The sequence below is a fragment of the Legionella qingyii genome (assembly GCF_003990155.1).
GTDB classification, from domain to species: domain Bacteria; phylum Pseudomonadota; class Gammaproteobacteria; order Legionellales; family Legionellaceae; genus Legionella; species Legionella qingyii.
This window is the reverse complement of the sequence record NZ_RZGX01000004.1, coordinates 84,999-109,718: the sequence shown is the minus strand read 5'-3', so window position 1 is coordinate 109,718 and position 24,720 is coordinate 84,999. Positions and strand designations below refer to the sequence as shown.

The window sequence follows — 24,720 nt, the reverse complement described above, 5'->3', positions numbered from 1 at the left end:
TTATGTTTGCTTGGATTCGCTGTTTTTTATTTTTAATTATGTTCCACGTTAGTTCAGGATTATTTGCGACTGAAATTGAACCAGTGCCGCAACTTGTACAATCTATCGATTCAACTACAGGTAGTTGGACTTTTTCTGGTATGGTAAAAAATGAAAGTGGGGATAAATACGGCTATTTTTTTGAAATGCATCGCCAGGGTTCAGAGTTCCATACTAAAGCAGCTTTAATTGATGGACAAACAAATCAACTGGTATTTTTTAACGAAGATAAAGAAAAAATTGAGCAATCAACACCACTTGATTGGCATGTTGGTTATTCCTTTATTCGTTACAATCCCATCAATGACAGCTGGATTTTTGGTGTTAAAACAGCAGATAAAAAAGGATTTAATTTCAAAGTAGATATGTTAAAACAAGCGAATAACGTGAATGACTCCTTGATCTTACGTCCAGGAGTAAAACTTCAGGTGCTCCAGACAAGCCAGCTTAATGGACATTTACGTATCGATGATAAGGAGCAGTTTGTTACAGGGAATAAAACCTGGTTTGGCAAATTGGTATTAAACAACGATCAAAAAGACACTCATGAGATTAGTACAACCTTCTGTCGGTTGACTGATGATAATGGATTTTACTCTGCAAATCTTAAAGAAAAAGATGCAACTAGTGCTGCTGTAGCAGGTTGGCTTGATCCATTGGGCAATAAAGTAAAAATGTCCCAATTTGTTTCAATAAAACCTTTAGATAATGATCTGTGCATGCTGAGCATAGGTTTACCCAAGCTGAGTTTAAAATTGATCAATACTCTGAAGGCTAATGATCCATCATCACATACAGTCGCAGGGTTTTCTAAAGACGGTCGTGAAGGTTTTTGTTTTGTTACGCAACAATCATTTTTAAAAAATCAACCAAGCGAACTCGGTATTAATAAGGAGAAGTTAACTGCCTGAGGGTGGGATGTTTTGTAAAATAGAAACAGTCAATTTATTTATTGCTTGATGCCCGGTTTTTTTTATATAAATTATCCATAATTACAATGGTAAATAGATAAGAAGTGAGATCAAAGCAACGGATATTTTTTGCTATTTACAATAATGCAGCACTGGATAATCGATAGTTATTTTTTCCTGTCGATTTCACTGCATACAATGCTTCATCAGCTTGTTTGATTAAGCTGTTTAAGTCACAGCCATCAGCTGGGTATAGGCTTATGCCAATACTGCCTGTAATTGAAATGTCATGTCGTTTTATGGTTATAGTTTTAGCAACAGCATCAAGAATTTTTTTTGCTATAGTTTCAACGGAACTTACATTAGATAATTCAGTGAGCGCGATAATGAATTCATCGCCACCTTGCCTGACAAGTATATCAGTAGACCGTAAAATAGTTTTTAACCTTTTTCCTATCTCTATTAATAAGAGATCTCCTATATCATGCCCCAAATTGTCATTTACTCTTTTAAAATAATCCAAGTCCATAAATAAAATGGCAATTTGTTTTTGGTAACGTATCGCATAGGCTAATGCATGATTAAATGATATTTCCAACTGCTTTCTATTTCCCAAACCAGTTAAAACATCATGATGAGCAATATATTTAAGTTCTTGCTCTGCTCGTTTTTGAGTATCAATATTTTGAATTTGTGCAATAAATTGGAGTGGTTTATTCTCTGGATCTCGGATTAATGAAACACTAAGTAAAATCCATATGATGTCGCCATTTTTATGAATATAGCGTTTCTCCATATGATAGAATCGTATTTCCCCCGCCAATAATTGCCGTATATAATTTAAATCCAGCTTTAAATCTTCTGGATAGGTAATGGATTGAAAATCAGTATTCAATAATTCCTTTTCTGAGTATCCAACAATCTGACAAAGAGATTCATTGACTTTTAGCCATCGCCCCTCCAAAGAAACTATAGCCATACCAATTGCTGCTGAATTAAATGCAGAACGAAATCGTGACTCACTTTCTTCCAATGCAGCATTTATTCTAATTAACTCGTCAATTAGATCTAAATTCTCATAACGCAATTTAAAATTTTTATTAAGCAGCCCATATCCTATCGAAGATACAATTGATACAAAACAAAAATAAATCAGTAATGCGGCTCCAAGTAACCAATAGGTCAGTGTATTTTGATAAAAAAGCCAAAAGCTTAGAGGAAGAATGGATAAAGTAAAAAATAAAAGACTTGCAAAAAGATTGGGCTGAAGAATATGAAGTCCACCAGATGCTACTCCGATAATGATAATGATGACCAGCATTTGATCTAACAGATTGTTATAAGGAATTAGCACTGATCCTGCTACTCCCCATAGTGCACCATAAATAGCACCAAAACTTATTAACCATTTTAAATAGTATTCTGATGATAAGGGACGATAAGAATTAAAAATATATACACTTACATGTAATGCAAAAATGGATAGAGTAGCCAGAAACCATACAAAAAGAGTTTTTGGATTGATAACTGTATATAGTCCAATAAAGACTATTAATGAGCATAAAAAATTTGCAGGGATGCTTAATAATAAGTTTTTATTAAGCAGCATTATGCGCTCGGCAAATATTACTTTCTCTATTTTCTTACTGTCTATTCGAGCATCTTGCATGTAGATCCCATCAAATTTTAAAGAGAAGCTAAACCTCAGTTTTAGTTTGATAATTCTACATATTAATATAGTAGATAAATATTAATTGGTGTTCTTTAACTGCTCTCTAGAATCCAGTTTGGGGCACTGAAGACCCTTGGTTTACCTGAGCCAGCTTTTGTTCTTTCTCTTTATCCCATCGATCTTGCAGCTTTTGCAATCGTTCTTTTACGTCAGGAGCAAAAGTCAGTTCTGGAGGAATTTTTTGGGGATGATTCTTTTTATCATCTTTTGAAGTCTTCAATGCGCTGGGAGCAACTGCAGATGAATTAAATTTAGCCAGATGAGGCTCTGACTGTTCTTCCAATTCCGGATTCTTCAATGCGCTGAGTATCACTCCAGATGAATCAAGTTTAGCTAGATGAGGGTCTAATTGTTCTTGCAGTTTTTTCGCATGTTTAGGATCTACAATCCACATAGCATCAGTTAGCGCGGGGATGCACATGTTGGGCTCATCATTTACCCACCAACCTAAATCGCTCATGGCTTCACGTACGAAATCCGCATCTTCGTTCTCTTCATCAAGAGCATAACGTAATATGGTGATAAGAGCTTTTTCTGGATCTTTATAATCAATAGGAAGTTTCGAATCTGAATTCAAAAAGCTAAACCAGCCATGTTCTAATTTTTCGTGGTATTTCTGTTTAAATTGTTTGCATAATTGGGCTGCACTTTGTTCTGGAGGTGCCGAGAGTTTATATTTACCCAAACCTTCCGGACTTTTGTAGTATTCGGACATTAACAAGGCATGCATCGTAGCAGTTGGGTGAACATCATCCCAAAACATATGTTTCGCTCCTGGAGATGTCCCCTCCGGGGTTATTTTATATTCAGGTGAATCTATGTAGGGCTCTTTTAGTTTGTCTTTATCAAAATATTCATGGTATTTTGAATCTTTGCCCTTATCAAGGACATCATTATAAACTGTGCTAAAGACTTGATTGATATTAAAAAGATCAATAGAGCAATCAGGACGGTTCTTATTTAGTTTTGTTTGCAGCTCCAGATATTTGGTTCTTAATTGCGCATTGAAATAGTTTGATATTTCTCGAGCGTGTTGACACTCCTCAGGTGATTTATTCTGGAAACGTGGAGTTAATGATAGATCGGGCAAATTACATAAAACAAAATTTTTATAACCTTGTTTAATTAATTTCTCAATATTATCAATGTTACTCTGTACCGCACGATCAGCAGCTTCCTTTGTTAGGTCCGAATTTGCTGTAATTAAATCATTTGCCCCGGAAAATATAGTAATAAGTGTCTTTTCCTTTTGTTCTTTAGTAACTTCCTGTTTCTCATTATCTTCTAAGAATTGCGCTACCTGCTTCGATAAGTTGGATACAAGCAAACGGGTGAAAAAAAGCTTTATCGATGTAAGCAGGGAATAAAAGGAAAGAAAATCAACACTCCAGCTGTAATCATAAGATGTTGCACCACCCTGGCTATAATTTACAAAGAAATTTCGACCGTTAAATTGCGCAGTCCGGCCATTATCAAGAGAGTAATATTCTTGAACGTATTGCCTATAACGGGGATCTGATATCAATTTGTCTGATATATCATCAGAGGATTCTTGCAGTGGAGCTTTGGTGAGCCTCTTTTCTTTGCGAGGATCCGGGACATTTTTTCTGTATCGACCTGCGATTGCGGCATCAGTTAAGTCAGCATTATCAAGTGTATATCTTGGCTCTTTTTCGTTTTCTGGAGTGCTTTCTCGTTTTGCCGCGAATAGATGGCCTTCATCTCTATCCTGTGCATGTTTTTTACGTTGCACTTCATTTGATTCAGCCTCAACTTCATTCGAAGTGTATCTCTTTCGCTGATAGGGTGATTGATAAAGAATATCATCACTGATATCCGCAGAGTCAAGATTATATTTTCCAAAATGATGTTCAGTATCTTTCTTTATTTTATCCTCATTAATGAATTTGCTAATGAGGGTCGCTCGCAGCACGTCTGCCCAGGTATAACCATTGGTAAAGCGTTCTTTGGGGGACTTATCCAATCCTAGCTCTTTGTCCCAGAGCCCATTTATAAAGGATCCTAGAAAAGAAAATTTTTCCCCCATGTTTTTTCCGTCAGAAAGGCTATCGCCAAATACGACGAAGTAACTTATTTCTTTTTGGGCAGGGCCGATAGGTTTTCTGATATCTGTTTTGGAAGTCGCCATATAAAATAACTACATACTGGGCAATATTTGTTATTTTATAGATAGATTATTAAGGTTTTATTAATAGGGGAAAAAGAGAAAAGTAATTATTTGCAGCTTACTTCTCTTTTTCAGGAAGAAATTGGGACAGTGCACTGGCAATAATTAATGCAGCTGGAATAATTAATAGAGTAAGTTGATAATCATATAGGGTATGGAGGTTTGTATCGCCTTTAGAGTAATCCAGTAAATAGCCTACCAGTGGTTGTAGAAGAGGGGCTGAAGCCATTGCTAAGGTATTGGTAAACCCAGTGCATGCAGAGAGCGACTCAGGTGGCGCTAGTTCATTCGCGATGGTAAATGCAAGCATATACGCGCCGCAACATAGCCCAATTGCAAACAAAAGTACCCCAGTGAGGAAAATAGCGTGTGTGGGTATGAAAAGAACAAGAATAAATAAAATGGCAGTTGATAAGCATGAAATATGAATAAGTGGTTTGCGTTTAGACAAATGAATTGAGAGCCAGCCGTAAATAGGACAACTTAAACCCGCTCCTAATAAAGTCATGGATGTAAGTATACTGGCAGTTTCTAGAGAACAGTTTAATTTTAACTGAAGGAAAGGAACTGCCCACATTGCAGCAAAAACAGTAATAACCGAAAACTCTAGACCAACAAATAATCCATTAATCCATACTAATTTATTTTTTAGCATAAGTAGCAAATGTTTTTTATACTGATGATGATCCGTAATTACAGGTTTATTACTTGGAATAAAATTCAAACATAAAAAAGCAATTAAAAGACCTATGATACCGCTTCCTGCAAGAAAGTAATGCCAGCTAATGCGACTTATCTGGGAGCCCATTCCAATCATGCACAATACCGTAACAGTAAATCCTAGAGTTTCTGTAAGCCCGATCATAAACGCATATAGCCTTAGGGGATAATGTTGGCGCAGCACACGTGTCATACCTACAAACGCAAAAGCAGAGCCGCCACCGATAATGAGACGCCCAAGAAATAGCACGAATAAGTTGTATCCAGTAGAAAATAGCAAACAACCCAAGGCACACAGTAAGGCGTTTAAGGATAATAGAGTTCGCGTATTGTATCGATCAAAAAGAAGACCTACGGGAATTTGCATTGTGGTATAAACATAATAAAAAGCACTACTTAATAGACCGGCAGTGAATGCTGTGAGTTGTTTCTCATGCATTATAGCGCCAATAATAATCCCTGATGATAATTGCAAGAAAAATTGAAACAAAAGAAAGAATACGCTGACTAACCATATAATGGTTCTTTTGGAGCTGTGTGAAGGTGTTGGGTGCAATAAATTCATTAATCTGTTTCAAGAAAAAAGGCGAAATATATAGCATCATGGAGAGAGTGTAAATTTATTTTGAAAATTAAGGCGCAGCTTGAGTTAAATTTGCGCTGATCGCAGCAGCTTGGGGCAGGGTAACGAAAACGTGGATGTTCTAATACGTTCCAATACCTCAGGTCTCGTTGTATTACCTCCATACTATAAATGCAACCAAGCATTAATTGCATCTAATGGAAATGAATGATGGGCACACCAATTCTGAACAATACGATTATCTAAAGTTGAGGATATTCCATGCACTCCAGGCGTCAGTTTTTCGTTCAGAAGCATTAATGCAGCAAGGTTATGAATATAAAACTCCGGATCGATATATTTCATTGGTGTCGGATCATGGAGTACGAAATTGATTGGCATTTTATGATTTAAGACCTCATCATCACTAAAGTGAGGACCAAACTCATCATAGACTCCTAAGTTAGCTAAAATTTTTCCGCTGAACCAGGAGTGAGGATATTCGTTCATCACTGCTTTTTTCCCTGTTGCGCTAACAACAACATTCACTTCGATTAATGCACGTTCCAACTCACTGAAATCCTGAGGAGCGATTGCTTTGATACCTAACTTTTGGGCTAAATTTCGTTGTTGTTCAGTCGGCTCAACAACAACTACAGGAATTTTATTCTGTGTGCAAAAATAGGCGAGTCCTCGGCCGATTTTCCCAAAACCAAAAATAATCCATGAGGTTTCAGCGAGATTGACTCCTGTCAATTGAACCAGAGCCACATGACTGCTTTCAGCACACCCAAAAACTGTCTCGAGTTGTTTTGTCATCGTGCGATCCACGCTAATCACAGGAAAATTAAGTAGTTGCTGTCGGTAAAATTGATCCCCAGAACCGGTTAATTCGATTGCACCAATTTTAGGCTTTCCAAGAAATTGATAAAGCTGTCCGCCACAATCAAAATAAAGATCAAATGGTTCTCCAGCAAGTGAGCGTGGATCGTCTACATAACGAACTTTGGCCTCCTTTAAAGAGGATACTGCCTGTGGATGAGCATGACAAAATTCTGTAGGATTGGTGACGGTGACATCGGCTCCTGCTGCAATTAAGCAAGCTATTTTTAATAAAGTATTGGTTACTACAGGAACATGATGAGCTACTCGTAACCCAGTCAATGGACGTGTGACACTCCATTCTGCAAGTTGTTCATGCATAAAAGGAGCTTCTGTTTGAGGATATTTTTGAAAGATTTTTTTTAGTGCGTCCTGCATTATATTATGACCATAATAAAAAATGCCTAATCGTAGCATAATTTATTGACAGGACTTACGAAAAAAACCAATCTTTTCGTTAAAAAAATTTTTTTCATTCAGTTATTTAGTTTATCTAAACTCCCTCATTTAAAACAGTTTTTGCCTCGATCTTGGAGTTTTTCGTAAGTCCTGATTGATCCATTATATTTCCGAAAATAAAAGTACCGTGGGTTGAAGCGAAGAGAAACCCAGGTTTTCTAAAGAGGGACAAAAGTATTTAGCCCAGGTTCCCTGTTGATTTCACCCAGGCTATAAGCGCGGTTATGTTATTATTTGCTCATTGATAATTTGTGCTCAATGGTAGAGGAGCTGTCATTGCTAAGCCAGCTAACAATCCATTGCCAAAATCCAGTGACTAGACTTTGCTTTGCAGGAGTAAAGAACGAATAATTTTTCATGGTACCTTGAGGTTGAGGCTTGCATATTTGATTTAAATATTCCAATTCCTCTTTAAATAAGGTTTTAGTTAGAATTCTATTATTCCCATTAACTTTTTGATTGATTGAATCAATCAGTGCATCTATATGGGGCAACTCATCCTTAGTAAAAGATTTTCGAATCACGGCTTCGAGCTTCTTCCTGGCAGTATTTTCATTTGTAATTTGAAGTTTTGACATCAAATCCTTTTTCAATTGAGTCGTGTTATTATTTGCTAAAATTGCATATTCGATAATATTCAACTCTTGTTTTGTTTTAGCTGATTGAATCAAATTATTATAATGCTTGGCACGAATTTGGCCACGATAATAATCAAAAAAATAAGAAAAATAACTTAAAGTTTGGTCACGATGTTTTAGATAATCTTTTACTGCATCAGTACAGCTTTTTTTCAATTTAGCCAGATTCGATTTATCCAAATTCGATTGTTTCGTATCTTTTTTAGAAGGTAACGATTTTTTCTCCATTTCTTTTGGTTCTGGTGAAATCACTTTTGCTTGAGGCGCGAAAAAGCGTTGAATTTCAGGCAAAACAAAATTCTCAGGTAAGTTTACTCGTGCTAAACTTTCACGAAGTAATCTGATTGTTGTATGGAATTCATTAGCAACGGCGTCATTTTGCATCGAAAGCGGTCTTTGAAATTGTCTGAGCAAGCAATGAAGCTTAAATTCCAATTGACAAACCTGTTTAAATCGAGGGTTATCGATTAGTTTTTCCAAAAGCGCACAATTGCTTTCACTCAAGTAATCTGGGTCAATATCTTTTCCAGCCATAATAATTTTTATTTGCGCCAGATGATTCGCTATTTCCAGATTTTCAATGGGCTGATCCAAATCAATGTTCTGCTCATTAATAATCCTCTGACATTCTGCAAATATTTTAGCAAGTTCTTCCAATGCTTGTTTCAAGGGTAAACTGTCAAAAATATGACGATAAATTTGATTGTTTAAATCGAGTTGCTCTTCCAGCATCTTGAGCTCAACGCGTTCCAGAGCTTTTTGAATTACTTCTTTATATGGATGTGCTAATTGAGTAAGAACTTGAGGATTTGTACTGTTCAGAAGTTGAAACAGCTTAGGACGTACGTCGGTTTTATCATAATGGGCTTCGAGATTCTCCATATAAGCCTTGATGATGTCCGCACCATGGTCTTGTATAGGCTGTTGCAGGTCCTCATCCAAGTCGGTCAATTTTTTATTTTCAAGAAGATTGCCTAGTGTCGCCCATTCTTTTTGTTGTAATGCTTCAGTTATTAATATTTGCAGGCTGTATTGCTTTTCAAATAAGGGGAAGACACTTGCAAAGAGTACAGGATCTTTTAACGCATCTAGAATACTCTTATTGGGAGCACTTGGAAGATCACTTTGCTTAAACAAAGTATTAAATATCTTCTCATTTTTTTCTTTAACTGCTCTTTTTAAAAGATTTAAATAAAGTGTGCTGCTTTGGATTGAAGGATCTTGCTCTGGATTTTTAATTGAATTCAGAAGCGAAGCTCTAGGATTGGGGACGTTGGATTTTAATAATAATTGATAAAGTCTACCATAGCCTTGTTCATAGATTCTATCAAACAAAGCAGGAATAGGTTGATCACCAAATAATTGTTGAATTGCAGATTTTCTTTCAATCGTGCTCAGAGTAAATTCTTTGGCAAGGAGCTGATTGGCTATTTTTGTTTGCTTTTGAGCACAACTAAAAAGAAATAATTCTTTAAAATCTAATCCGAAATTAAGATTAGACTCAATAAATGGTGCTAAAACAGAGTCATTACCTTTTTCTATTGCTTGTTTAAGTAATTCTACAATAGGTTGTTTTAAAAGAGTTTCAGGGGTTATTCTTCCTTGACTCAAAAATCGGGCAACCAAATTTTTATTGTTATTGACTAATGCGGATGTAAAAATTTGTTCTGTTAATTCATCATCAATTACAACTGTTTCTCTATCGAGTAAAAAGTCTAAAGGTATTAACAGGTTATTTTGTGCCAGCAGGGCAATAAGTTTTGGTCTTTGCTTTAATGTTGGCGCGAGTTGTAATAATAATTTAATTCCATTTTCATTTTTGTCCTGGATTAAGTCATTGAGGAATTCATCGAGTTCCTCTTCTTCCCAGGTTACTTTGCTAAATAATGTTTTTGCTAGAGATGGAAGCTTATTCTTGAATAAGTCTTTGATTCGTTTTTTTTGTTCTTGTGGCACTGCGTTCAATGAAAGAATATCGGAGGGAATCTTGGTTATAACTCGATTGAGTTTGGCAAGATTTCTAGTATTTGTAGCCGAAGCATTGAGGTACTCATTAAAAAGTTGAGGGGCCTTTTGAGCACATATCGTTATTACAGGCGCAATATTCCAGTTTAAACTGTATTCTAAAATGAGTTTCTTTATTTTAGGGCTTGCATCTGCAAAACAGTTTTCGATGATTGCGTAATCTTCATAATCAAAACATAACATGAAGAGTGCACGTATATCCTCGGTTTTACGCAGCACGTTGAACTTTAATTGAGTAAGAGTATCTAAAATAGATAAGTCTTCTTCTTGTAATCCTTTAGTGTAAAGGAATTCCAAGGTGTCTTGTTCAAGGCGGCTTTTTTGGGACTGCAGTTTTTCCTGAAGAAACAAACTCATTTCTTTATTGCCATTCAATATGGCAATGGTCAGTGCACTTTTGAGCATTTCTTCGGGAATATTATCTCTCCATGCTTTTTTAACATGCTCATTTTTTCGCAGGAAAATAAGGGCATTGAGTAGCGTTATTGAGCCAAGCGGCGTGCTTAGATCAATTAAATCGTATTCACGTTTTTCGACATGTCCCCAAAGCGTCGAATTTGATTGTGCAAGCCATGCGTGGGCATAAGTTTCAAAAATGGTTTTATCGTCACGCTGCATGCATTGAGCGAGCAAATCAGGATCCTGAAGATTAACCATGAAGCCATTTTCAAAGAGTTTTTTCAGAGTGGTCACATTAATCGCTTGAATAAGCTCTTGGTTAAAAATAGAAGTAAATGATTTTGGGTTAATTTTGGCATTTATTAATTGCTTGAATAACAAATGTAAAACATGATGTTGGTTGGCGATAGCAGCACATTGAATTTGTTTTATTATTTGTTCTGGCGACAGTTTACTTAAAAACTGGTCTATTGTATTAGAATCCACTTCTTGTTTAATAAACGTCAGAAGTTGCAAATGATTATAAGTCGTTTGATTTTTATGTTCTTGAGTAAGATTTAATTGATCTAATAACTTTAATATTTTGGTGTAATCTGCTTCCCTTTTCATAGGTAGCACAAGTTGTTTTACTGAGCGATCCAGAAGCATCTGCAATTCATTTTTTAACTCTTCTTGTTCTTCAACTGCAGTGTATGTTTTGCGATAATGATCAATTAACTTTTCTGCTTCTTTAAGGTTTCCAACAAAGAGAGTGAACTGAATTCCTTGTAAAACAGCTTTTTTTAGAATGGGTGATTTTGGTTGTTGTATTAAAAGATTGTTAAACTCAGGACGAAAATATTCTTTTGTTAGTGTGTCATAATTGATTTTGTTCTGCTTAAATAAATATTCGAGGGTGTCGATATCATTTGCTATAGCCGCAAAGAAACTGGAATTTGTATCGATCTGACCTGCAATGGAAATTTGATGTAACTCGTCATGTGAAGGGTAGTGTTCAGGAGTTGCATCAGGAGGAGCAAATGCACGAATGGCTAGTCCAAAAGAATCGTCTTTATAATCAAAGCAATCTTTAATTTCTTTGATTAAGTCATCAATTGATTCAAGCTCTTTGGTTTTTTTGTTGTAATTCGGATCGTAAACTATATATTTTCCGTTTTCGACAGATAAAGTGATAGCATGGTTTTTACTAAAAATTGAATAGAAGCGATTATTGCCCGTAATTTTTTTGAAAATTTCTTTCCAGTGTGCTTCAGCTGTTACGAGTCCTAAATTAAATTCATTTCTTAATGGTTTAGTTCCAATATCTAATATTTTTTCGACGTCACTTTGTAAGAATTCATAATAACTATATTCATCGGCACGGAATGTTTTTTCAATTTTGATAATGAAATTATCAAGAACAGGATTATCACCGATGTGATAAGTGCTGGGTAAATTCGCTAACTGGTCGAGTAAATAAAAAAACGACTCTGTTTTACGCTCTAAATTAGATTTGGTATTTCCTGCTGCATATTTGATATATAAAGCAGCGAGTGCTGCACATACTCCTTTTTTATTCAATGTGAAGTCAATATTGCCTTTTTGTTTTAGACAAAGATTTACAACATTAATAATTTTGCCTTGATTCGGCATAGTAAACTCCTCAATTTTTGATGTTGCGATTATAATTGACATATTAATTGAATACAATGCAGAGTGTATCCATATTGGTCACTACGGGATAGAGGGGGGGGATTTTAAAAATGGGTAAAAGTTATAATTCTATACTTCAAAAATAACTTCTTTTGCAGGTGGTCTTAAATTATAGTGGGAACTCATACTATGTCCATATGCTCCAGTATTTGCAATTAAAATGATATCATTTTCTCGAGTTAAGGGGAGTAACCGGTCGTATCCCAATGTATCTCCAGATTCACAAATCGGACCAACCAAATGCGAAAAACCAGCTTTTTTTGAGTGCAGTTGACTTAAATTGACAATTTCATGATAAGCCCCATATAAAGAAGGCCTGATTAATGAATTCATCCCTGTTTCAATTCCTATAAATTGGACTTCGCCTTTTTCCTTACATTGAGTGGCTTTTGCTAAGAGGACACCGCTTTCTGCAACGAAATAGCGACCAGGCTCTAACCAGAACTGCAAATGTGGGTAATTTGCTTTTACTTTTAATAATCGTGAATCAAGTTTTGTCAGGTCCAAGGGTTTTTGTCCTGGTTTTTCAACAATTCCCAAACCACCACCTAAATTAATGAATTCAATATTAGGGAATTTCTCAATGAGTGATGTGAGTATTAAAGCGGTTTGCTCCCAAAGCTCTGGTGTAAGAATTCCACTTCCCGAATGTGAGTGCAGCCCAATGACATGGATATTATACTTATGAGTTAATGTTCTAAGTTGTTCTATGTCATTTTGGTCAATTCCAAACTTTGACTCATTTCCTCCGGTTATAACATGTTTGTGGTGGCCCGCACCTGTACCAGGGTCAATACGGACTATAATGTTGCGGTTTTTGAATAATTCAGGCCAGTTTGCTAAAGGGTATAAATTATCTATTGTAATATAGCAGCCTAAATTCATGGCAAATTCATATTCTAGCTTTGGGGCAAAATTTGGCGTAAATAAAATTCGTTTTTTGTTCATATGGGGGAATAAATCTGTTATTCGTTTTAACTCCTGAATGGAAACACATTCAAATCCAATGCCTTCATTTTCCAAAGTTTTTAAAATAGAAGGATGGGGGTTGGCTTTGACTGCATAAAATAGAGTATCGATTGATTGTAAGCTCAGTAACTGTTTGGCCTGAGATACTTGGGTTTCGCAATGATATACATAGCATGGAGAATGTTGTTCTGCAATTGCAAGCAGACGGTCACGCTCGATTTCCCACCATGGGGTAGGGCGATTGATCCTTTTTTCAGTTTTTTGGGGATGAAATACTTTTTCGAATTGAATGATAAAATTATCCAAAATTTGATTGTCTCCAAGAAGATAATCATTGGGTATCATGCATAATTGTTCAAATCCCTCAAAAAATTGGTCGGTTTTATTTTCCAGGGAATAGTGTTCATATAAGTCAGATAGTCCAGCGTAAGCAGCTGATTTATTCAATTTAAAATCTTTATCGGACTTTTGTTTGAGACATAAGGTGAGCGCATCAATAATTCGGCTATTTTGGGTCATTATGAGCTCATGATTTGATTGCATCATATGAGAGTATAATTTACGAATTGTATTAATTCAATTCACATTGCCTTGTGTGTGGTTTGATATTGGTCAATATGATGTATTAATTTATGCTTGCAATTTTATTTATGCTCACATAGTCTGTACTAAAAAATAATTATTCATAAGGAATTGATATGGCGCAAGATAAAATAAATATTGATGATGCAGGAAAGACTGGTGCTATAGTTGCTCTTGGAAATACAGTTTTAGCGCCTTTGTATTGGGTTGATGCGAAATTGGGTTTAACTGCAGCAATTGTTGCGACGAGTGCATTTTTATATGGTGCGCATGAAATAGGTAAGAAAAGAAGACCGATTGCAAATGGTGTAAATAGCTTAAATTCCTTTTTTGGTGGTAATACAGGCGATAAAAGCACGGAAGTGCAAAATGCTCTAGCAAATATTGTTGTTGGAGGTGCGGCTATATTTGACGAAATTATGCCTAATGATAAAAATAATCGTCCATAATATTTTCATTTTTAGATAATTTATTAAGGAAATGTATTATGCCTCGAGAACAAGTAAGTTCTGAAAAAGTTTTAAAGACTGGTGCATTAATCAGTTTTGGAAATTTATTTATGTCACCTTTTTACACCAGATTAGGCCCATTTGCTTCGCTGACTCTTACCGCCGCCGCGTTATTTGGATTGCATGAAGTAGGCAGAAGCAGGCAGTCGGGAAATGGCTTTTGGGGCTTTTTTTCAAATAAGGCCAATCCGGATGTTTCTGATTTAAACACTGCTGTGAAAAACGTTGTGGAGGGTGGTGCAACGGTGTTTGATCAGGTTTTCCCTCCGGGAAAAAAATAGTGCAAGCGCCCACGCTCCATTCACTGAGTGGCTGTGTTTAGCTCATCTTGCGCGAAAATCCCGTTTCGGAAGCCCCACATACTGATGAATGCTGTAATGGCACTAACTTAAGAATATTTTTCTATATTTCCTTCCTGTCTACGTCCCGCGAACACGTTGCGGAACGTAGACTCTCAGAGAATAAGTTTAAGCGTAACCTGCGCTCAAATCCAATCGTTCTCTAAGGTGAACCATGGGAATCTATAAAAAAGAAAACCCCAGTTTCGCTGTGCTGCACCGAGGCTAGATTGATTTATCCCATTTTATGAATTTTAACTATCATACCAATCTGAGCATTATCTAGATAATAAACAACATTGTCTTTTAAGCGCTGTTTTTGTGAGACAGTGAATGATGATTGTGGGTTATTGGGCGGTGATACCTGAAACTCAGCATCAAAAGAATAATAATTGCTTTGTTTTACATTTAAAGTACCTTGCATTTGCCAACCATGATGATCGATGAAGGGTAGAGCTACGATGCTTTGATTATTTGCTGGTTGTCTCCATGAATAATGCCCCAAGACTTGGTAACTTGATCTTCGACTCAGTAAATAGTATTCATCGCGTAAGCTTGAAGAAGAAGGAGACAACAAGCGATAGGGCTTCCCTGATTTTTCTGTATCTGTTTTTAAGGATATTGCATTGGCATTTGTTGGGATAAGCGGTGCATCAATAGAAAGCGCTCTGTTTTGATTTGGCTGTGCAAATATAATTAAATCAATTTGGTAAGAAGGCTTGGCTAAAGTCAGGCAAGAATACAGGAGGCTAAGAGTTATTATTATTAATCGTTCCATGGCTAATTTATTTATTGTTGTTATTTTAATGGATTTGCCCTTAACTGCATTGTAGCCACTCTGCTTTGAAGTTATGCGAAACTTACTTTTCTCCCAAAGGGGCTTTGTTGAAAAAATCTCATGTAATTCCCGCCTTTGGGGGAATTACATATATACAGTTTGGTCATCATTGTATCTTTCCAAACTATTTATTCAACAACGCCCTCAGTAATGGGGCAGGGGTATTTTTAACTTAAAAACAGAGTTACTATCTTGCATCCAGGCAACAATACTACATGTAACAATGCGATTATAGCTGTCTCTATTGAGTTCACTCAACAACAATTTTAGGGAACTTATCCGCATAATTAATTGGTTTTTTCGCCAATTCCATAGCACTCTTCATTGCTGTTTTAATCAATGTATCAGTTAATTCATTACGAGCTTGAGTTGCAGTAGGGTTACCTTCATCACAGTTTTGTCTTATGCGTCCATCCAAAGGAAGTTGTCCGAGTAATGTTGTATGGTATGTAGCGCAAAGAGTTTCGGCGCCACCTGTACCAAAAATTGCTTCTTGATGTCCGCATTGGCTGCAAATATGAGTGGACATATTTTCTATAATACCCAACACATCAATTCCTGTTTTAGAAAACATGGTTATTGCTTTTTGTGCATCAAGAGTTGCTACGTTTTGCGGTGTAGTTACTACTATAGCTGCGGTTAGGGGTATTTTTTGTACTAATGTCAATTGGATATCTCCTGTACCTGGTGGTAAATCAAGGAATAAATAATCCAGATCATCCCAAAGTGTAATATCCAGCATTTGAATTAGCGATTTAGCAAGCATAGGACCTCGCCAGATGAGTGCCTGCTCGCTGTTGGTGAGATAGCCAATAGACATGGATTGTATTCCATGAGCTTTTGCAGGAATGTAATGCTCGCCGCTGATTTGTACTGGTTCGGTTTTGCCGAGCATTAAAGGCATGCTTGGGCCATAGATGTCCGCATCTAGAATACCTACTCGTGCACCTAATCGAGCTAATGCTGTTGCTAGGTTTACAGTTACAGTAGATTTTCCTACACCCCCTTTTCCTGAAGCCACAGCAATCGTATTTTTTACGCCACGCAAGCCTTTACCAACAAGTTGTGTTCTATGCGGTTTGATTTGTTGGTTGATGTGAATGACTATGTTTTGATTGGGGAATGCTGATTGTAACGCTGCGAGTAATAGAGGTTTATAATGTTCTTCAAGTAAGTTACATGGAAATCCGGCAGTTAAGTTGAGGCTCAACTGCTTATCCGTCATTTCAAGGCTGCACTGTAAATTCATTTCCTTACCGGTAAGATCAAGAAACGGATCTTTTAAGGTACTCAGCAAGTGGATTACGGTATTTTCAGTGGTCATAGATTAGCCTTTTAACACAAAAGAGGAATAATAGCGCAGAGCAGTTTTATTTCATAGGATTAGTTTGCAAGATCAAACAGTGAGTCCAGCAGGTTCATATTCCCAACTAATCCAGTGATTGCTGGAGAGGTAATAAATACCACAATAAATAGGAAGATGAGTATGCTTTGTTAAATAAGAACCGTATTCGACCAATTGTTGTCGATGCTTTATCATTGATGTTTCATCTTCTTTTCCTGTCTTGAAATCGATAATCCAGCGTTTGCCCTGATCCTCAAACGTGCGATCAATGATACGAGTAATGGGTCTACCATGCTGTTCTACCAATAACTCGTATTCATTTTGTTCCTGATGATGTTTGCTAATAATCCATAGTCCTATTGGATCTTCAAATATCCGAGTAATTTGTTCCTGGATGCTGGATAGAGCCTCGTGTTGCATCTTTTCATCGAAACCTGATTTTCGTAATTCATAGCGTGCAAGGTTCCAAGGAACTTCAGCTACAGTCCCAGGATGATGATCACATATCCATTGCAAGAGTTGGTGAGTTACGATGCCTGTTAATCTAGGGATATTTGTTGATAAAGAGGGGGGAGTCGTCTTGATGTTGAGATGCACATCAAAAGCATCAGGTGTTATATTTCGGTAATAATCGAGTGGTAAACGCCCAAATTTAGGTAAAGACAAGTTTGTTTCTTCAAGCATGTGTATGGGGTTATCTTCAGTAAATTCTATATGTTTAAGAAGGCTCTTAAACGAGGCTTTAGAGGAACGTTCTGAATGATCCGTTAAATACAGACGTGATTTTGCCCTTGTTACTGCAACATACAGTAATCGCTGTGCTTCATAATGGCTTTTAACTCCATCCAATCGACTTAAATAATCATATAATGCACAATGCTCTTGGTGTGCAGCTTGTATGGGAGACATTAGCAACAAATTGCCGTGTTTTTGAGTAGGCAAATTAAGCCAACGTAACATCGGGCTATCGCCACGATTGGGTTGCGTTCCCAAGCCAGGCAAAAGTACAGTATCAAATTCAAGCCCTTTGGACTTATGAATCGTCATTATTTGTAAACGAGAGGGATTTGCTTGTTGTGAATAGAGTTTGTTAAGTTCTGAGAGAAACTCGCTTAGATCCGGTAAACGACCATCTTGTTCGTGGCGATCCAGTAAGGTCCAAAATTGTTCCAGATCATTGAGTTGTTCGGTGTTCAGAATACTATCCATATACAATTCTTTTAATGTTTGAATCACCCAGGCTGAAAGCTTGCTCTCATATCTTTGAGTTAAAGCGTTATGCATAACTCGTATAAAAAAATCGGCGCGAATCCTACCTTCCTCACTTAACCCCTGGATTTTGTTTAAATGCAATAAGGCAAAGTAAATTGATTTTTTCTTATTAAACTGTGCTATGGCATGAATATCATTTAAAGCAAGGCCGCAATAAGGACTGTGAAGAGCCGCGAGCCAGGAGAGGCGATTCGCTGGTGTCAACAAGGCCTGGGTCAATGACCAAACATCACGTAGATGGCCTAGATTGGTTAATAAAGTAATATCCGTACCCTGATAAGGAATCTGATGTTGGCGCAAGAGTCTAGTTATTTCAACGAGTTGCGTTCTTGAGCGTACTAAAATCGCGATAGATTGATGAGGATAAGTTTGTAATTCGTATTGAACGATTTCGATGAGTTTTTTTGCTTCCTGTTCCTTATTTTTAAATTGTAGGGCGCAAATGGTACTGCATTCTTCATCTTGAATGACATTGACACTGGAATGAAATGAAACAGCTCCAGATTCTATATCAACTTGTTTGGGGAAGATATTGGAAAATTGATGATTTACCCAATTGACAATAGTTTGTGTTGAGCGAAAGTTGCAGCTTAATTCTAGCGATCTTAATTTAACAGGCCCAATGCCTTGTTCTTTAGCGCGAAAAAATAATCCTACTTCAGCTTGCCTGAATCGGTAAATCGACTGCATGGGATCACCGACGATAAATAGAGTTTTTCCATCATCTTCCTGCCATCCATGAACGAGTTTCGTTAACAGCTCAAATTGAGTAATTGATGTATCCTGAAACTCATCGACCAAAATGTGATGAAGAGTATGATCTAAATATAAAGCTAAATCAGTCGGATTTTCTTCATCACCTAATGCACTCAATGCTTGCTGAGATATGGCAGTGAAATCAACCTCATTTTGCTCGCTAAACAAAACATGTAAATGACTTACAAGAAAGGGGAGCAATAAAAACAGCGCTTGCAGGACGTCCCATTGCTCCAAATCATATTCTGGTTTAGGTAAATTGCTGACTTGGATTAATGCTTCAAGAAAATCAGGGTATTCATTGAGTTCGTTGAGCAATTCTTTGCTGGCATTTTTTAGTCTTTTATATTCATCTGGAGCGCAGGAGCTACTGAGCAAACCTACATGATGATCAAAGCTTTTGCGGAAATTTGCATCCCCTGTAAGCAAGAGTTTACTTAAGGCTGTTGCTATCTCTTGGGTGGTTTGTTGAAAATCATACCAATCTTTGAGCAGATAGCGTGGTGAACTGGGATTATTTTCTATGATTGCCAATTCGCGGGCGCATTGAGTTAAATCTTGAGCCAAATGTGGAGGTAGACTTTGTGTGAATCGTTTTAACTCATGTTGTTCTATAAGGAGTAGTGCGTGCTCAAACGCTGATTTTTCTTGAGTCCGTGCTTGAAATAACGGAGTTATCCATTGATCTCTTTGAGAGAGTAATACCGTGAATAATTCAAGTAATCGATCCTGGCGATTATCCACATGTAGCAAGAGCGTTTTTATTGCATTCTGATATTCAGGGGTTGTCAGCGCAAACTGAATACAGCATCGACTCGCGTTTAAATAATGACTTTCAGCTTTCTCAGTAATTTGTGAATAAGAAATTTGCTTTTCCAAAAGTGGAATTGATTGATTAATGCTTTGGCATAAAGAGTCTATAGTTATGACTCTTAATCGATTGGGCTGCTGTAACAAATCCCATTGATAGTAAGCATCACTTTGAAGTGCTGCATGGGCAAAATCAAGTGTCATTTGTTGATGAGGCGTATTGGCTTTTTTATGATGTGCTGCCTGCTGTAGCGCCAATACGATACGTTCACGCATTTCACTCGCGGCTTTGCGAGTAAATGTTAATGCGACAATCTGCTCCGGAGCCGTTACCGTACTCAACAATCGCAAATAGCGCTGGGTAAGAATTTCAGTTTTCCCTGATCCTGCGGGGGCTTGTACGATAAATGATAAGGAAGGATTAGTGGCCTGGCTTCGTTGATCACTGTCGACTAGCATTATTTTTATTCCTATATATTTGTCATTAATCGGGGAGTAATGAAACTGGACTACAAAAACATCATAATCTTCATCCTTCTATGGGAACCTTCTCTCCTCTACCCTTAATTTAAGGAAAAAACGTCGCTCCGGCAAAGGCGAGAACCTATTCTACAGTGCATTGTGCCTTATTAGGAATGGATTCCCGCCTTCGCGGGAATGACAAATACGCAAACAATGTATGCAACAAAAAAGCAACCATTAGGGAGAAGATAGTTTATTCGACAACAATTTCTTGTGCCGGCGGACGCAAATTGTAATGAGAACTCATGCAACGACCGTAGGCTCCAGTATTGGCAATTAATAGCACATCACCTTCTTCGGTTACGGGTAATAATCGGTCATATCCTAAAGTATCTCCTGATTCACAAATAGGGCCCACGATATGAGAAAAACCAGCTTTTTCTTCATGTAATCGACTCAGGTTTACGATTTCATGGTAGGCGCCGTATAAGGAGGGGCGGATTAATGAGTTCATACCTGTTTCTATGCCAACGAATTTTACCTTTCCTTTTTCTTTGCATTGAGTAACTTTAGCGAGAATAACACCGCTTTCCGCTACAAAAAATCGACCGGGTTCAAGCCAGATTTCAATCTGTGGATATCGTGATTTCACGGCCATTAACAGCGCATCCATACTTGCAAAATCCAATGGTTGTTGGCCGGGTTTCTCCACGATACCTAGGCCACCACCCAAATTAATGGATTTAACGAGAGGGAATTGTTCTGTTAACGATGCAAGCATTAAAGCAGTTTGTTGCCATAATTCTGGAGTGAGAATGCCACTTCCTGAGTGTGCATGCAAACCTATTACCTGGATTTTATTTTTATTCGTTAGTGCGATAATTTGGTCAATGTCATTTTGCGTAATGCCAAATTTTGATTCATTTCCCCCTGTTGAGACATGTTTGTGATGACCGGCACCAGTACCAGGGTCAATACGAATAATAACTTCTCGATTCTTAAATAAATCAGGCCAATGCTCTAGCGGATATAGACTATCTATGGTGACATAACAGCCAACATTTAAAGCATATTCATATTCTGTTTTTGGCGCAAAATTAGGCGTAAACAAAATTCGTTTTCGGTCTATGTTAGGGAAGAGTTCTAATACTCGGTCTAACTCCTGAATGGAAACACATTCAAAACCAATCCCTTCTTTTTCCATAGTTTTTAAAATCGATGGATGAGGGTTGGCTTTAATTGCATAAAATAATGTATCAATTGATTTTAAAGCCAGTAGTTGCTTGGCTCGGTCCGCTTGGGTTTGAGTGTGGTAAACATAACAAGGCGAATTGAGCGAGGCAATGGTTAATAACCGATCGCGCTCTTTTTCCCACCATGGAATATTGCGAACAGCAGGTTTGCCAAATTCTTCATGCCAGCTTTTTGAGTAATAGAAAATTTGAGGGTTATTTTCTATAAGCAAGTGATGAAGTTTTTGACATAATTGATTTGCTTGCGACTCATCGACAACAAAAGTTAGGTTCAAATCATTGGATGCCAGTGACATCAAGTAGACTTGTTTTGCTTCAAACACCTCCAATGCAGGACCAAGTTGTGGTAATACTGTCCTGATATGATGGCCTACAAGACTTACTGCACTACATGGCTCAATGAGTTTGGCCCGACCAAATTGATTGAGTTCTGCAAGTAACGCATTAATTGCTGGGCGGTCATGTATTTTGCTATTGATATCTAGCGATAAAGTAACGTTAAATTCTGAAGATGAGAGCAAATCTACCGAGAAACCATGATGTTTGAAGGCTGTAAATACATCAGATAAAAATCCAACTTGTTGCCACATGTGCAAGGTATCTATAGAGATCAATAAGATGCTATTTTTAATCTGAATGGATTTTATTAACGGTGCCGTTTCATCAATATCCTTGGTAATAAGCGTTCCTGAATGTTCTGGCATTTGAGTAAATTTAACCGACATTGGAATATTGGCGCGCCGAACCGGGGGTATGCAGTTGGGATGTAACACTTTTGCTCCCATGGACGCAATTTCTTGAGCTTCATCGTAATTTAATTTTTTCAATAAACGGGCTTGGGGCAGTTGATGAGGGTTCGCCGTATAAATTCCTGGAACATCAGTCCAAATTTCACACGATGCTGCTTGAAGCTTTCCTGCAAGAAGCGCGGCGGATGTATCTGAGCCACCACGACCTAGTAAAACCGTTTCGCCTTGAGGGTTGGCAGCAAAAAATCCTTGAGTAATGATGGCTTGAGCACCACTGGAGATAAATTTCTCAACTAACTGAGGATCATATTCACTTTCACAGCGAGCAGAGAGGTAATTTGCAGATCCGCCTTCAGGGAAAGGCGAACTGGTTAAGAGCTCGCGCGCGTCATACCATTTACAATGAATTCCTTGTTTTTCGAGAAATGAATGCCCTAAGCGGGTCATCATCAGCTCGCCCATACTTAAAATTTCTGCATGTGTTTTGGCAGGAGCCTGCCTTAATAAGGCAATGCCGGTGAGCCACTGCTCTAGTTGAAGCAAATCTTTCGCTACTAATTCAGGATCGACTTCCAGCTGTTCAGCAAGATTAAGATGCCCATTACGAATATCAGTAAGAATACTCTGATGTTCATTGATTAAAGCCGCTTCAATGGCTTTTTCAAGTTTGTTAGAAATTTGTGTTAGTGCGGAGCATACAATAACAGGCTGTACCCCGGAACTCATATGCTTTTTGGTGATGGAAACAATATTATTCCAATTATTACGAGTTGAAACGCTGGTACCGCCAAATTTAGTTACTATTTGTTGCATGATTCATTTCCGCACAAAATTAATACACATTAACATGGACAGAAGTAGATGCACAAGTTCTTATAGGTTGAATTACAGATTTATTGATGGTTTTAATTCATTAATTGGCCATGATGGGTTTAATTGGTTCATTATGAGTTAATATTCATTACTCGTTGAATATAAATAAGAAAAAGGTATTTTTAATGATTTGAAAAAAGGGTACACTCACTTTTTAGCGAACGTATTTATTCAATTTTGGAAGTATGATATTTGAGGAGTAAGGAGTGAAGAATATGCACAAACCTTTAAGAACACTGGTTAACGCGGCTGTAATTAGTGTTCTAGCTACTGGTGGAGCTCATGCAGCTGGATTCTCTTTATATGGAGAAGGTGCCGGATATGCCGTTGGTAACTATGCTGCTGGCTCTGCCGCAGAAGCGGCTGATGCATCAACAGGATGGTATAATCCTGCTGGTTTAGCATTGCTTCGTGAGCAGCAAGTAGTTTTTGGTGGCATTGGTATATTCCCTACTCTTAAACTAGATGGTACCAGTACCTTTAATACATCTACTGGTCTGCCTCCACCGTTTCCTTCATCCGTTCAATATGTACAAGAGTTTGAAGGCGTAGATGGCAGTTACAATGGTTTTGTCCCTTCATTTCATTACGCACTTCCTTTAGGTGAACGTACTACCTTCGGCCTAAGTGTTACCTCACCATTTGGTTTGTCTACTGATTGGGCTCCTGATTCACCAGTACGTTATTCATCTACCTATACTGAAATTTTAACCATGGATATTTCACCCGAATTGGGTACTCGCTTAACTGAAAATTTTGCAGTTGGAGCGGGCCTAGATTTCCAATGGGCACGTGCTAAATTCAATCAAATGATTGGTGCACCGACTTTATTTCAAATTCTTGGGGAAGATCCTGCCACTGTTGATTCATTAAGTTATAACAAAGCTTCATCTTGGGGGGTTGGATTTCATGTTGGGGTGATGGGAATATTTAATGACAATCACACACGTATAGGTCTTAATTATCTGTCCCGAATGAGACATGTTTTCTATGGACATAGCCGTTTTTCCGGAATATTAGCCAATAACAATTTTAATCTGGTTTTCCCGGTATTACCTCCTTCGACATCTCGAACAAATAATGATGTATTTACTAACCCACAAGAATTCCCTGATGTGCTTACTTTAAGTGGATACCAAGATATCAATGAGAAATTGGCTTTATTGGGATCTGTTGTTTATACTGGATGGGGGTCGTTTAAAAACATCCAATTGAACAATGTGGCTGTACCAAATATTGGAGGGGCGCCATTTTTTAATGTGACCCAGGCAAATATTAATAGTAATGTACCTCAAAATTACCACGATTCCTGGCGTGTTGCGCTTGGTGCAAACTATCATGTAAATCCCAAGTTGATGCTCCGTGTGGGTGGCGGTTATGATCAGACGCCAACAAATGATATAGATCGAAATGTGCGTTTACCTGATGTCGATCGTTGGGCTGTTGCCGTTGGCGCTCATTATCAATGGCGACCTACTGTTGGTGTTGATGTAGGATACACCCATCTGTTTGCTGGTAATAAACCAAATGTCAATTCTGTACAGCCTCTTTCACAAACTTCTACATACAATGTGGAAGTTAATGATGGTCGTTTCGCAGCAGATCTGGTTGGTGCTCAATTGACATGGATTATTGATAAAGCCCCAGAAGCTCCTACAAAATAATTACTTAAAATTGATTCTGATAGATAAAAAGCCACTTAAAGTGGCTTTTTTAT

13 protein-coding genes and 1 pseudogene are annotated in these 24,720 nt (G+C 37.5%); 4 read left to right on the top strand and 10 right to left on the bottom strand.

From position 1 onward, the window contains the following. The first annotated feature begins 2 nt into the window (after window positions 1-2). A complete protein-coding gene (locus ELY20_RS04010; protein WP_110141477.1) occupies window positions 3-950 on the top strand; it encodes a hypothetical protein in 948 nt (315 codons plus the stop codon). Between the two features lie 136 nt (window positions 951-1,086). Here the strand turns inward: ELY20_RS04010 and ELY20_RS04005 are convergent, their stop codons facing one another. From ELY20_RS04005 to lysA, 6 genes and pseudogenes are all read right to left on the bottom strand, one after another. Continuing rightward, entirely contained in the window at window positions 1,087-2,619 is a 1,533-nt protein-coding gene (locus ELY20_RS04005; RefSeq protein ID WP_110141478.1) for a GGDEF domain-containing protein, read from the bottom strand. 106 nt (window positions 2,620-2,725) lie between these two features. Next, on the bottom strand, window positions 2,726-4,831 hold the full coding sequence (locus tag ELY20_RS04000) for an SGNH/GDSL hydrolase family protein (RefSeq protein WP_110141479.1): 2,106 nt from the start codon (window positions 4,829-4,831) through the stop codon (window positions 2,726-2,728). A 97-nt stretch (window positions 4,832-4,928) separates the two neighbouring features. After that, the gene (locus tag ELY20_RS03995) at window positions 4,929-6,155 is read right to left on the bottom strand and encodes an MFS transporter (RefSeq protein WP_110141480.1); all 1,227 of its coding nucleotides are present in this window, start codon (window positions 6,153-6,155) and stop codon (window positions 4,929-4,931) included. A 183-nt stretch (window positions 6,156-6,338) separates the two neighbouring features. Further along, window positions 6,339-7,412 carry a Rossmann-fold NAD(P)-binding domain-containing protein gene (locus tag ELY20_RS03990; protein ID WP_110141567.1) on the bottom strand — a complete coding sequence of 358 codons (1,074 nt, stop codon included), beginning with the start codon at window positions 7,410-7,412 and terminating at the stop codon, window positions 6,339-6,341. Between the two features lie 311 nt (window positions 7,413-7,723). After that, entirely contained in the window at window positions 7,724-12,187 is a 4,464-nt protein-coding gene (locus ELY20_RS03985) for a hypothetical protein (protein ID WP_110141481.1), read from the bottom strand. Between the two features lie 129 nt (window positions 12,188-12,316). After that, window positions 12,317-13,456 (bottom strand): annotated as a pseudogene (gene lysA, locus ELY20_RS03980) (diaminopimelate decarboxylase); the annotation flags it as partial. A 458-nt stretch (window positions 13,457-13,914) separates the two neighbouring features. On the opposite strand from lysA, the gene ELY20_RS03975 reads away from it, so the two are divergent. Beyond that, entirely contained in the window at window positions 13,915-14,247 is a 333-nt protein-coding gene (locus tag ELY20_RS03975; RefSeq protein WP_110141483.1) for a hypothetical protein, read from the top strand. Window positions 14,248-14,285: 38 nt separating this feature from the next. Then, entirely contained in the window at window positions 14,286-14,588 is a 303-nt protein-coding gene (locus ELY20_RS03970) for a hypothetical protein (protein ID WP_110141484.1), read from the top strand. A 292-nt stretch (window positions 14,589-14,880) separates the two neighbouring features. On the opposite strand, the gene ELY20_RS03965 is transcribed toward ELY20_RS03970, so the two are convergent. The 4 genes from ELY20_RS03965 to ELY20_RS03950 all read right to left on the bottom strand — a co-directional run bounded on the left by ELY20_RS03965 (window position 14,881) and on the right by ELY20_RS03950 (window position 22,943). Beyond that, complete coding sequence (locus ELY20_RS03965) at window positions 14,881-15,423, bottom strand: CsiV family protein (protein WP_110141485.1); 543 nt, start codon at window positions 15,421-15,423, stop codon at window positions 14,881-14,883. Window positions 15,424-15,733: 310 nt separating this feature from the next. After that, a complete protein-coding gene (apbC, locus tag ELY20_RS03960) occupies window positions 15,734-16,807 on the bottom strand; it encodes an iron-sulfur cluster carrier protein ApbC (protein WP_110141486.1) in 1,074 nt (357 codons plus the stop codon). 72 nt (window positions 16,808-16,879) lie between these two features. After that, window positions 16,880-20,125, bottom strand: coding sequence for a UvrD-helicase domain-containing protein (locus tag ELY20_RS03955; RefSeq protein ID WP_110141487.1), 3,246 nt, complete (start codon window positions 20,123-20,125; stop codon window positions 16,880-16,882). A 256-nt stretch (window positions 20,126-20,381) separates the two neighbouring features. Continuing rightward, window positions 20,382-22,943: a bifunctional aspartate kinase/diaminopimelate decarboxylase gene (locus tag ELY20_RS03950; RefSeq protein ID WP_110141488.1), complete on the bottom strand. Its 2,562-nt coding sequence runs from the start codon at window positions 22,941-22,943 to the stop codon at window positions 20,382-20,384. Window positions 22,944-23,209: 266 nt separating this feature from the next. Between ELY20_RS03950 and ELY20_RS03945 the strand changes: the two genes are divergently transcribed. Beyond that, on the top strand, window positions 23,210-24,667 hold the full coding sequence (locus ELY20_RS03945; RefSeq protein WP_110141489.1) for an OmpP1/FadL family transporter: 1,458 nt from the start codon (window positions 23,210-23,212) through the stop codon (window positions 24,665-24,667). The last annotated feature ends 53 nt before the right edge of the window (window positions 24,668-24,720 follow it).